Source organism: Azospirillum sp. OGB3 (assembly GCF_014192915.1).
Classification (GTDB): domain Bacteria; phylum Pseudomonadota; class Alphaproteobacteria; order Azospirillales; family Azospirillaceae; genus Azospirillum.
In genome coordinates, this window is sequence record NZ_JACHYN010000007.1 from 166,961 (window position 1) to 178,525 (window position 11,565).

Consider the following 11,565-nt stretch of genomic DNA (forward strand, 5'->3'; position numbering starts at 1 on the left):
CACCGCAATTGCAGGGATAAGCGCATGACGGCGATCCACCAGACGGCGATCCACCACGGTCCGGGAGAGGCGTAGCCATGGCCGTTCCCGCGATCCAGGCGGCGCTGGTCGGCGCCTATGTGTTGCGCCAGCGTCTCAAGGGCAACCGGCGCTTCCCGCTTGTGCTGATGATGGAGCCGCTGTTCCGCTGCAACCTCGCCTGCGCGGGATGCGGCAAGATCGACTATCCCGACCCGATCCTGCGCCGCCGCCTGTCGGTGGAGGAGGCCCTGGGCGCGGTGGACGAGTGCGGTGCCCCGGTGGTCTCCATCGCCGGGGGCGAACCGCTGCTGCACCCCGAGATCCACACCATCGCCGCCGGCATCGTGGCACGGCGCAAGTTCGTCTATCTCTGCACCAATGCCCTGCTGATGGAAAAGCGGCTCGACCGTTTCACCCCCAGCCCCTTCTTCACCTGGTCGGTCCATCTCGACGGCGGACGGGAGGAGCATGACAAGGCGGTCTGCCAGCCGGGGGTCTACGACCGCGCCGTCGCGGCGATCCGCGCCGCCAAGGCGCGCGGCTTCCGCGTCAACATCAATTGCACCCTGTTCGACGGGGCCGAGCCGGAAAAAGTCGCCGCCTTCTTCGACGAGGCCATGGCAGCCGGCATCGACGCCGTCACCGTGTCGCCCGGCTACGCCTACGAGCGCGCGCCCGACCAGGAGCATTTCCTGAACCGCCGCAAGACCAAGGAGCTGTTCCGCGACGTCTTCGCACGGGGGCGGGGGCGGAAATGGCGCTTCTCGCAATCGTCCCTCTTCCTCGATTTCCTGGCCGGCAACCGCAGCTACCGCTGCGCGCCCTGGGGCAACCCGACGCGCAACGTCTTCGGCTGGCAGCGCCCCTGCTACCTGCTGGGCGAGGGCTACGCCCCGACCTTCAAAGCCCTGATGGAGGAGACGGACTGGGACGCCTACGGCACCGGCAATTACGAGAAATGCGCCGACTGCATGGTTCACAGCGGCTATGAGCCGACCGCGGTGGAGGACACGCTGCGCAATCCCCTGTCGGCGCTGGCGGTCAGCCTGCGCGGGCCGCGCACGGACGGACCGATGGCGCCGGAGATCCCGCTGGATCGCCAGCGTCCGGCGGAGGAGGTCTTCTCACGCCACGTCGCGGACACGCTGCGCCGGATCGAGGCCGAGCGGACCGCCGCCGAATAAGTCCCTCGGAACGGCGCCCGCCGCGCGGCGGAGCGCCGCCAGGGCGCGGCCGAGGTCCCAGGCCAGCCGGCCCAGCGCGACGATCTGGCGGGGATCGGCGGCCAGCCGTGCCAGAACGGCGCCGGGGTCCATGCGCCCCTCTCCATCCAGCCCGGCCAGCGCCGCCACGGGCAGCGCCCGCCACGCCGGGTCTGCGACCGCGCGCAGCACGGCGAAGGGCCGTCCCCAGGCCTGGCAAGCCCGCGCCACGGCCAAGCTTTCCAGATCCACCGCGGCCGCGCCGCTTAGAGCGCGCAGCCGCGCCTTGTCCCCAACCGTCACCGCGGGCAGCCGGGCGCCCGCCACCGCGCCGGAATGGGCCTGCGGCAAGGCGCTGTGCAGGCGGTTCCGCCAGGGCCGGCAGGCCTCGAGAACGGCGCCGTCCTCATCGACCACGGCGCTCGCCACGACCAGCGAGCCGGGCCGCAGGCCGGGCGCCAAGCCGCCCGCGATGCCGAAGCTGACGATTCCGCAGGCGCCCCCCTCCAGCAAGCGATGCGCCGCCACCGCGGCGGCGGCGTCCCCCGTGGCGCAGGCGACGGGCAGCCCGCTGCGCCGGGCGAGACGGGCCTCCAACGCCATGCCGGTGAGGATCGCGGCGGCCATCACGCCTCCCTATGGAGATGTCCAGTAACGCAGCGTCAACATTGTCTCGACGTCCTCCTCCCCCACCGTCACGGAGGCGTCACGGAAACTCGGCGGGGCCAGGAGGACGGGAGCGTCGTTGCCAAATCCGAATCCTTCCCGCGGCACGCCCAGAAGGTTGCGGTCCAATTGGCCGTTGCCGTTCTCATCGTGGTAGGCGCGCAACGCGTAGGTCCCCGGCGGCAGGTCGGGCACGGCGACACGCACCGTCCCCGCCGCCGCCGGGGCGGTGACCCGGACGGCGCAACGCCCCGCCGGATAGGCCGCCTCCTCGCAAACAGACAGGACGACCTGCCCGTCGCCGTTGCGCACGCCCTGGACGGTCACGGTCAGCGCCGCGGCCAGAAGCGCCGCGCCCGCTCTCACACCCGCCCCATCACACCCGCCCCATCACACCCTCAGGGCCCGGTAGCGGGCCAGCGCCCACAGCGGGAAGCTCGCGGCGTAACCGTGGTATTTGAGGTAGAAGACGCGCGGGAATCCCACGGCGGTGAAGGGCTGCTCGCTCCACAGCCCCTCGGCGTCGCGGGCCGACAGCAGATACTCGACGCCGCGGTCCACCGCCGGGTGGTTGCCCTTCCCCGCCGCCATCAGCCCCAGCAGCGCCCAGGCAGTCTGCGAGGCGGTGGACACCGGCCCCTCGCCGCGCGGGTTGCCGGCCCAGTAGCTGGCGCCGTCCTCGCCCCAGCCGCCGTCGGCGCGCTGGTGGGCCAGCAGCCACTGGGCGGCGCGCTGCACCGCCGGTGCGGCGTGCGGCACCCCGGCGGCGTTCAGCGCCTCGAGCGCTGACCAGGTGCCGTAGACGTAGTTGGTGCCCCAGCGCCCGAACCAGGCGCCGTCGCTCTCCTGCTCGCGCTCCAGGAAGGTCAGGCCGCGGCGGGTCGGCAGGGTGTCGCGCCCTTCGCCCAGCCGGGCCAGCATCATGACGCAGCGGGCCGTCACGTCGGAGGTCGGCGGGTCCAGCAGGGCGCCGTGGTCGGCGAAGGGAATGTGGTTGAGGAAGTCGTGCTGGTTTTCGGCGTCGAAGGCGCCCCAGCCGCCGTTGCGGCTCTGCATCCCGACGATCCAGTCCCGCGCGCGGCGGATCGGCTCGCCATAACGCTCGGCGTCCAGCCGTTGCAGGGCCATCACCACCATGGCGGTGTCGTCGGTGTCCGGGTAATGGGCGTTGTTGTACTGGAAGGCCCAGCCGCCCGACGCCAGCCCCGGCCGCTGCCACGCCCAGTCGCCCTCGACGTCCAGGATCTGGCGGTCGATCAGCCAGTCCGCCCCGCGCCGGGCGGCGGCGCGGGCCTGCGGGCTGCCGGTCTCCAGCAGGGCGTTGCAGATGATCGCGGTGTCCCAGACCGGCGACAGGCAGGGTTGGCAATAGACCCGCCCCGGCTGGCGCACCACCAGCCCGCGCAGCGCGCGGCGCGCCGTCGCCGCGTCCGGGTGGTCGGGCGGCACGCCCAGGCAATGGAACATCAGCACGGCGTTGACCATCGCCGGGAAGATGGCGCCCAGCCCGTCCTCCCCGTTCAGCCGCTCGGTGACGAAGCGCACCGCGCGGTCGATGGCCGTCTGGCGCCCATTGGCCGGAAGGCGCGGCTCCACCGCGTGCAGCGCCGCGTCGAGCGCCCGGAACAGCGTGGCCCAGCCGCCGCGGTTGTTGTTGCTGTGCCAGTTGCGCACCCGCTCCGGCGGCTCGGTAAACAGCTCGGCGATGCCGATCCCGCGCGGGTTGCGGGCGCGCAGCCGGTGCGCCATGACGACCAGCAGCGGCACCACCACCGTCCGCGACCAGTAGGAGATGCGCGAAATGTGGAAGGGCGACCAGGGCGGCAGGTTCATCACCTCCACCGGCATCGCCGGCACCGCCCGCCAGGGCACCTGCCCGAACTGGGCCAGCAGGATGCGGGTGAAGACGTTGCAGCGCGCCGCCCCGCCGCGCGCCAGGATCGCCTCGCGGGCACGGCGCATGTGCGGCGCGTCGGGGCTGTCCCCCGCCGCCTTCAGCGCGAAATAGGCCTTCACGCTGCAGCTGATGTCCATGGCGCCACCGAAGAACAGCGGCCAGCCGCCGTCCCTGCCCTGCCGCCCGCGGATGAAGGCCGCCAAACCCGCCTCCAGCTCCGGGTCGATCTCGTCCAGGATGTGGTGCAGCAGCAGATATTCGGACGGGATGGTGGCGTCGGCCTCCAGTTCGAACACCCAATGGCCATCGGCCTGCTGCCGGCGGATCAGAGCGTCCGTGGCCTCGGCCACGGCGGCGCTCACGGCCTTGGCCGACGGCTCGGCCCGTTGGACCCGCAAGGTTGTGCTTGCGTTGTGGTCTTGCATCGGCGCTCCCGCTTTGCCCCGGTGTTCTCCATGGGTGTTTCCCATGGTGGAGGTATCTGGGTAATGAGGTGCCGCGGTTCGCCCATTGGTTGGAAGTAACATACAGTAGCGTACGTTGGGTGCCAGAGGTTGTCCTGGCAGACTGCGTACGCTTTCTAGGGAGACGTACAGCGTGACAGAACGGCAAGGTGTCCTGGGCCGGATGGCGGACCTCGGCCGCGCCATGATCGGGGGCCTGGGCGCCCTGTCCTGCCGGAGGCCGAAGGTGACGCTGGCCGTCTGGGTGCTGATGACGGTGCTGGCCGGCTGGTATTCCGCCGACAACCTGACGATGAGCACCAGCACGTCGGACATGATCTCACCCGATACCGCCTTCCGCCAACACACCGAGGAGTACCGGCAGGCCTTTCCCTTCGCCGACGACCAGATCGTCGTGGTGGTGGACAGCCCGTCCCCCGACCAGTCGGACGCCGCCGCCGTACGTCTGGTGGAACGCCTGTCCGCTCGAACCGACGTGCTGTCGGGGGTGGAGGTGCCGTCCGCCGACCCGTACTTCCACCGCTACGGCCTGCTCTTCCTCGACACGGAAAAATTGCAGGACTTGGCCACTCGTTTGGCCGGGGCGCAGGCGGCGCTGGGCGCGCTGAACGCCGCCCCGAACCTCCAGGGACTGGCCGACCTGCTGGATCTGATCCTGACCCACGCGGACGAGGGCGCGCCGGCCACCCCCTCCGAACTGCTGAACCGGTTGGCCGTCAGCAGCGCGACGGTGGCGGACGGCCGCCCCGTGCCGCTGTCCTGGACCGGGCTGGTGCAGGCCGCGGACGAGGAGGACCGGGCGGCCAACCGCCGCTTCGTCCTGGCCCGGCCCATCCTCGACAACAGCTCCTTCGGGCGCGGACGGCCCGCGGTGACCGCGGTGCACGAGGCCATCGGCGCGGTGATGGCGGAGCCGGCCGGCCAGGGCGTGGAGATGCGGGTGACCGGCGCCGTGCCGCTGCGCCAGACCGAGCTGGACACCGTCGCCAACAGCGCCGGCGTCGCCACCATCCTGTCCTTCATCCTGGTTTCGGCGGTGCTGATCGCCGGGATGCGGTCGGGTCGGCTGATCGCCTGCATCATGGTGGTCCTGCTGCTCGGCCTGACGCTGAGCGCCGGGGCGGCGGCGCTGACCGTGGGGCGGCTGAACCTGATCTCCGTCACCTGCGCGGTGATGTTCTTCGGGCTGGGCGACGATTACGGCGGGCATCTCGGCCTGCGCTACCAGGAGGAACTTCGCCGCGGCCTGCCGCCACTGGCCGCCGCCATCGAGGCGGTGCGGGCGGTCGGGCCGGCTCTGGTGCTCAGCACTCTGTGCGCCATCATCGGCTTCCTGTCCTTCGTGCCGACCGCCTATCTGGGGCTGGCGGAGTTCGGCGTCATCTCCGCCGTCGGCATGGTGGTGGCGCTGCTCATCAGCCTGAGCCTGCTGCCCGCCCTCATCGTCCTGCTGCGCCCCGGCCCCGGCGTCCCGGCGCCGGAGCGCGAGGACCGCGGCTTCGCCGGCTGGGTGAGCCGCCACCATCGCGCCGTCCTCGGATTGGCCGGAGCCAGCGCCGTCCTCTCCATGGCGGCGCTGCCGCTGGTGCGGCTGGACGTCAACCCGCTGAACCTGCAGGACGAGACGACCGAGGCCGTCGCCACCTACCGCGATCTGGCGACCACCCCGCGCACCTCGCCCTATTCCGTCAACATCCTGACGCCGGACCTCGCGGCGGCGCAGGCTGTGGCCGACCGGCTGCGCCGCCTGCCGGAATCCGGCGGCGTCCGCACCTTCGCCAGCTTCATCCCCAAGGACCAGGAGGCCAAGCTGCCCATCCTGGCCGACATGTCGCTGCTGCTCGGCCCCAGCCTGACCGCCCCCGCCACCACGGCGGCGCTGGACCAGGGCGGGCTGGAGCGGGCCTTCGCCGCGCTGATGGGCGTGGTGCAAGGCTATCTGGCGGACAAGCGCGACGGTCCGCCTGAGCTGCGCGCCGCCGTGCAGGGCTTCGGCAACGCCCTGGCCCGCGTCCGGCCGGAGCAGCTCGCCACGCTCGACGCCGCGCTGACCGGAGGCGTGCCGCCGCTGCTCGACCGGCTGCGCGAGGGCATGGCGGTGGAACAGCCGGTGACCGCCGCCGACGTGCCGGACAGCCTGAAGGCCCGCTGGATCGCCGCGGACGGGCGCGCCCGCGTCGAGGTGCTGCCCACCCACGATATTTCCGACAGCCGCGCGATGGCCGACTTCGCCGACGCGGTGCTGGCCGTGGCGCCCAACGCCACCGGTGCCCCGGTGACGGTGACGGAGGCGGCCCGGGTCGTCGGCTCCTCCTTTTTGGAGGCGACGGCGCTGACGCTGGTGCTGATGGTGCTGCTGCTGGTCGCCGTTCAGCGCTCGGTGACCGGGATGGTGCTGATCCTGGCGCCGCTGGTGCTGGCCGCCCTGTGGACGATGGCGACCGCCGGGCTGCTGGACATCCCCTTCAACTTCGCCAACGTGATCGTCATCCCGCTGCTGTTCGCGCTCGGCGTGTCGAGCAGCATCCATATGGTCACGCGCGGGCAGGATCTGGTGCGGGAGGGCGCTTCGGAGAGCGCCTTCGGCATCGAGCTTCTGGTGACCAGCACGCCGCGCGCCGTCCTGGTCAGCACGCTGACCACCAGCACCGCCTTCGCCACGCTGGCTCTGTCCAGCCACCGCGGGCTGTCGAGCATGGGGGTGCTGCTGGCGGTGTCGATCACCTACACGGTCATTTCGTCCCTGGTGGTCCTGCCGGCGCTGATGATCCTGTGGCACCGCTGGCGGCTTCGTCGCAGACCAGCAGCCCCGGCGCGGTGACCGAGCCGACGATCAGCCGCCCGTTCCACGAGAGCGCGACCGTGGCGGCGGGGAAGCGCCGCCCGTCCTCATCCAGCAGGATCTCCGTCCCGGCGGGGCCGAGCGCCGCGATCCGGGTCGGCGCCACCGTCCCGCCCGGCCAGCCCCCTCCCGGCCAGCCGTAGCGGTGCAGCGCCAGCCGGAACGGCGACGGGTGCAGCGCCACCAGCAGACGCCCGTCCGGGGCCATCGTCAGATTGTCCGGCCCGCCGGGAACGGCGATGCGTTGCGGCGGCGCCTGCGGATCGGACAGGCGATAGACGAGCAGCGCGTCCTCCCGCGTGGCGGCGACGGTCAGCCGGTCGCGGCTCGGCTCGGGGAACAGGCCGTTGGCGAAGCCGATCCCGCCGATCAGGACGCGGGCCGTTCCGTTGTCCACCACACCGACGAAGCCGTGCCGCCCGCCGAGGACGTTGTCCCGGATCACGGCGCCCCAGCCGCAGCCGCCATGGCTGCTGGTGAAGAGGAAGCGGTCGCCGTCGAGGAAGGCGACGTCGTTGGCCCGGCAGAGCAAGGGGCTGGCGGTGGTGCCTTGGTGGGTCAGGGTGGCGCCGTCAAGACGGTAGCGCTCGACCGTGGCCGATCCGTCCTCGTGGCGGCTGATGGCGAGCAGGGACTGCGCGCCATCCGGCTCGGCGCGCAGGTCGATGCCCGCCGGGCGCAGGCCGGTGGCGAGCGGGGTGACGGCGACGGTCGGCGCGTCAAGGGATCGCAAGTTCAGCCGATAGAGGCCGCCCGCGGTTCCGGCCCGGCGGTCGTAGGCGGACAGCACCGCCTGACCGCGCGCGGCATCGAGCGCCATGTCCTCGATGCCGATGATGGGGGCGCCGTTTGCGGTGACGGAGACGGTGCGGCAGGCGGATTGGGCGGAGTGGGTGAGGAGGGTGACGAGGAGGAAGGTCGTTGCCCCCACCCTCCCCACTGCGTGGGGCCCCTCCCTCCCCCGCTTCGCAGGGGAGGGCGACATTCCCTCCCCCGCCCAGCGGGGGAGGGGCAGGGTGGGGGCAAAACTCCACAGCAGCCCACGCCCCTCACGCCACACCGGCCCCCCAGCGCGCGACGAAGGGCGCCCATTCGCGGTCCACCCGCTCCCGCCCCTCGTCGGACAGGCGGTGGCGGTTCTTCGCGTAGTCGCTCACCGCCCCCAGATACGCTTCGAACTTCGGCCGCGCCGCTGCGAAACCCGGAATGTCCAACACCCGGTACAGCCGCTCCGCCTCCTCCAGCGGCGCGCGCTCGAATCGTTCGAACGGCACCTCGGCGAAGCGGTTGGCCGGGAGGTCGGCCGTGTCGTCGATCAGCGCCTGCATGATGCGTGGGTAGTGGTCCAGCACCACACGCTCCACGTCGATGTGCCCGTGCGGCTGGAGCGCCAGCCGCGCCAGCAGCGTCCGGTAGAAGCCCACCGTCGACACGAACACCGCCCGCGGATCGCGGTGGATGTGGATGAAGCGCGCGTCGGGCCAGATCTCCCGCATCATGGCGACCCGCGCGCTGTAGACCGGGTTCTTCAGCAGGATGCAGCGCCCGCCTTGGGCGATCGACACCTTCTCCAGGAAATAGAGGAAGCGGCGCTTCCAGGCCTCCCGCTCCGCCGCCGTGCAGCCGTCGAAGTAGAGGCCGCGGCGCAGGTTCTCGTCGAAACGTTCCGGGAAATAGAGCCCGTGGTAGAAGGAAACCGGCGACATGTTCGCCAGCGCGATCTCGTCCTCCTGCGGGCTGTCGGCCTTGACCGGCACGTTGTCGATGTAGCGCCGCTCCGGCAGGGCGCGGGCCAGCAGCGGCCGCAGGACCGAGCCCAGCCCCAGCATGTCCCAGGGCAGGCCGACCGCGAAGGGGTCGATGATGCCGAATTGCGGGTCGCGGCTCAGCACGTTGTAGAGATGGGTGGTGCCGCTGCGCCAGTGGCCCAGGATGAAGACCGGCGGCGGCAGGCCGGCGGACCTGCGCCGCCGCGCCGCCACCCACCCGGCCTCGGCCAGCGAGAAAGGCGCGCGCCCGATGGCCGAGGCCAGCGCCGCCAGCGCCGTCGGCCAGCCACGCCCCCGCGGCCGGCCGTTGCGCGCCAGCACGCTCAGCAGGGTGATGGCGTCGCAGCCATACAGCGGATGGTCCGGGATCGGCATCCATCCCTCTCGCCCCTTCGCCGGTCCACCCATCCGGACACCTCCCTTCGACAGCGCCGCGCAGGAGGATAGACCGGCCCGGACGCTGTTACATCCCATACGGACGGTTGAATCCGCTTGCCCCGAACGGGCAGATTTCCACGACCAATGCAGGAGCATGGGAACGCCGCGATGATTGGTTCCATCTCACGCCGGACATGGATGCGCGCCGCGCTGGCGCTGGCCGTCCTGGCGGCCGGCCTGCTGCCGGTCCCCGCCGTGGCCCAGCAAGCCGGCACCACGCCGGGCGCCCGCGCCACCGTGGCCCGGCTGAACGAGGCCATCCTGTCCCTGATGCAAGGGGCGGCGGGACGGGAGCCGGCGCGGGCGCGACTTCAGCGCTTCCTTCCGGTGATGCTGGACACCTTCGATCTGGAGGCCGCTCTGCGGGTCGCCGCCGCCCCCTATTTCGACCAGTCCGCCGAGCCGGAGAAGCGGCAGGCGCTGGACGCCTTCGCCCGGCGCAGCGCCGCCCAGTATGTCGACCGTTTCGACAGCTACGACGGCCAGCGGCTCGAGATCGTCGGCGAGAGGCCCGCCCCGCGCGGGATGCTGCTGGTCGACACCGATCTGGTGCGCGCCGGCAAGGCGCCGGTCCGGCTGAGTTACCTGCTGCGTCCGGAAGGCGACCGCTGGCGCATCCTCGACGTCCTGGCGAAGGGCACGGTCAGCCAGCTCGCCACCCAGCGCTCGGAGTTCCAGAACACGCTGCGCGGCGGCGGGCTGGCCGCCCTGACGCGCGACCTCAACAGCAACGCCGACCGCATCCTCGGCGGAGCATAGGCGCATGGGCATCACCCTCGTCACCGGGGGCGGCGGCTTCATCGGCGGGCATCTGGTGGCGGCGCTGGCCGCGCGGGGCGAGCGGGTGCGTATCCTCGACCTTCAGGACCCGCCGGACGGCCTGCCGCCGGACGTCGAGGTCCGGCACGGCTCCATCCTCGACGCGGCGGCGGTGGCCCGCGCGTTGGACGGGGTGGAGCGGGTCCATCACCTCGCTGCCGTCGCGACACTGTGGGACCGCGACCCGAGCGTCTTCGACCGGGTCAACCGGCAAGGCACGCGGGTTGTTCTTGATGCGGCGGCGCGGGCGACGGGATTGAGGCGTTTCGTCCACTGCTCGACCGAGGCCGTGATGATCGGCCACCCGCCGCCTCGACGGCTGGACGAGAGCGCCGATCCGGGGCTGGAGGCGCTGGCCGGTCCATACTGCCGGTCCAAGTATCTGGCCGAGAAGGACGCGCTGGCCGCAGCGGCGCAGGGGCTGCCGGTGGTGGTGGTCAACCCCACGGCGCCCATCGGCCCCGGCGACCGGCTGCCCACCCCGCCGAACGCCATGCTGCGCCTGTTCCAGCGCGGCGGGCCGCGGCTGATCCTCGACTGCGTGCTGAACCTTGTGGACGTGCGCGACGTGGCGCAGGGCATGATCTTGGCCGCGGAGCGCGGGCGGGTCGGCGAGCGCTACATCCTCGGGGGAATGGATATCGGGTTGGGCGATCTGGCGGAGCGGATCGACCGGCTGTGCGGCCGGGTGCCGCTCCGCCGCCATCCAGTGCCGCCCGCCCTGGCGCTGGCGGCCGCGCGGGTCGAGGAATGGCTGTCTGACCATGTGACGCGCCGCCCGCCCACCGCATCGGTGACGGGCGTCCGGCTGGCGCTGGGCGGCGGTGGGTTCGACAGCGGCAAGGCGGTCCGGGAACTGGGTTATACGGTGCGGCCGCTGGAGGCGAGTCTGAGGGCGGCGCTGGGGTAGGTGTTGCCCCCACCCTTCCCACGGCTTCGCCGCGGGCCCCTTCCCTCCCCCGCTGGGCGGGAGAGGGAGCCTCCCCCGCAAACCTCATTCCCTCCCCCGCCCAGCAAGGGAGGGACAGGGTGGGGGCTCGTGGCAACAACTTCCCCCGCCCTCTTCCAGATCGCGCAGGATCGGGCAATCCGGCCGCTCGTCGCCGTGGCAGGCGTGGGCGAGGTGCTTCAGCGTGTCGCTCATCGCGCGCAGCTCGGCGATCTTCGCCTCCAGCTCCGCCACATGGTCGAGCGCCACGCGCTTCACCTCGGCGCTGGAGCGGCTGCGGTCCTGCCACAGCCCGACCAGGATCTGGATGCGCTCGATGCTGAAGCCCAACGTCCGCGCCCGCTTGACGAAGCGCAGGACGTTGACGTCGCTGGACGAATAGACGCGGTAGCCGGACGCCGTCCGCCCGGCCGCGGGGATCAGGCCGATGGACTCGTAGTAGCGGATCAGCTTGGCGTTGACGCCGGACGCCTTCGCCGCGTCGCCGATGGTCATGCC

General features: G+C 72.0%; 10 protein-coding genes. 4 read left to right on the plus strand and 6 right to left on the minus strand.

Annotated features, from left to right (window positions below; translation table 11 throughout):
• The first annotated feature begins 77 nt into the window (after nt 1-77).
• Nucleotides 78-1,205 carry an adenosyl-hopene transferase HpnH gene (gene hpnH, locus FHW79_RS16360; protein WP_183179913.1) on the plus strand — a complete coding sequence of 376 codons (1,128 nt, stop codon included), beginning with the start codon at nt 78-80 and terminating at the stop codon, nt 1,203-1,205.
• Here the strand turns inward: hpnH and FHW79_RS16365 are convergent.
• From FHW79_RS16365 to shc, 3 genes are read right to left on the minus strand one after another with little or no spacing between them, the layout of a single operon-like run.
• Nucleotides 1,146-1,850, minus strand: a complete 705-nt coding sequence (locus FHW79_RS16365; protein ID WP_183179914.1) for a hypothetical protein — start codon at nt 1,848-1,850, stop codon at nt 1,146-1,148. The genes hpnH and FHW79_RS16365 overlap by 60 nt on opposite strands.
• A 9-nt stretch (nt 1,851-1,859) precedes the next feature.
• Complete coding sequence (locus FHW79_RS16370; RefSeq protein WP_348984179.1) at nt 1,860-2,255, minus strand: DUF2141 domain-containing protein; 396 nt, start codon at nt 2,253-2,255, stop codon at nt 1,860-1,862.
• Nucleotides 2,256-2,279: 24 nt separating this feature from the next.
• Nucleotides 2,280-4,211: a squalene--hopene cyclase gene (gene shc / locus FHW79_RS16375; protein WP_183179915.1), complete on the minus strand. Its 1,932-nt coding sequence runs from the start codon at nt 4,209-4,211 to the stop codon at nt 2,280-2,282.
• Nucleotides 4,212-4,383: 172 nt separating this feature from the next.
• Between shc and FHW79_RS16380 the strand changes: the two genes are divergently transcribed.
• Nucleotides 4,384-7,071 carry an MMPL family transporter gene (locus FHW79_RS16380; protein WP_183179916.1) on the plus strand — a complete coding sequence of 896 codons (2,688 nt, stop codon included), beginning with the start codon at nt 4,384-4,386 and terminating at the stop codon, nt 7,069-7,071.
• Here FHW79_RS16380 and FHW79_RS16385 read toward each other — a convergent pair.
• Together FHW79_RS16385 and FHW79_RS16390 are read right to left on the minus strand one after the other, a co-directional pair.
• Nucleotides 6,983-8,023, minus strand: a complete 1,041-nt coding sequence (locus tag FHW79_RS16385) for a hypothetical protein (protein WP_348984181.1) — start codon at nt 8,021-8,023, stop codon at nt 6,983-6,985. The genes FHW79_RS16380 and FHW79_RS16385 overlap by 89 nt on opposite strands.
• A gap of 118 nt (nt 8,024-8,141) precedes the next feature.
• Nucleotides 8,142-9,236 carry a sulfotransferase gene (locus FHW79_RS16390; RefSeq protein ID WP_183179917.1) on the minus strand — a complete coding sequence of 365 codons (1,095 nt, stop codon included), beginning with the start codon at nt 9,234-9,236 and terminating at the stop codon, nt 8,142-8,144.
• A 171-nt stretch (nt 9,237-9,407) separates the two neighbouring features.
• On the opposite strand from FHW79_RS16390, the gene FHW79_RS16395 reads away from it, so the two are divergent.
• Together FHW79_RS16395 and FHW79_RS16400 are read left to right on the plus strand one after the other, a co-directional pair.
• Nucleotides 9,408-10,058, plus strand: coding sequence for an ABC transporter substrate-binding protein (locus tag FHW79_RS16395; RefSeq protein WP_247884421.1), 651 nt, complete (start codon nt 9,408-9,410; stop codon nt 10,056-10,058).
• A 4-nt stretch (nt 10,059-10,062) separates the two neighbouring features.
• Entirely contained in the window at nt 10,063-11,028 is a 966-nt protein-coding gene (locus FHW79_RS16400) for an NAD-dependent epimerase/dehydratase family protein (protein ID WP_183179918.1), read from the plus strand.
• A gap of 84 nt (nt 11,029-11,112) precedes the next feature.
• On the opposite strand, the gene cueR is transcribed toward FHW79_RS16400, so the two are convergent.
• Nucleotides 11,113-11,562 (minus strand): Cu(I)-responsive transcriptional regulator, encoded by a 450-nt coding sequence (gene cueR / locus FHW79_RS16405; protein WP_183180022.1) that lies wholly within the window; start codon nt 11,560-11,562, stop codon nt 11,113-11,115.
• Nucleotides 11,563-11,565: the final 3 nt, after the last annotated feature.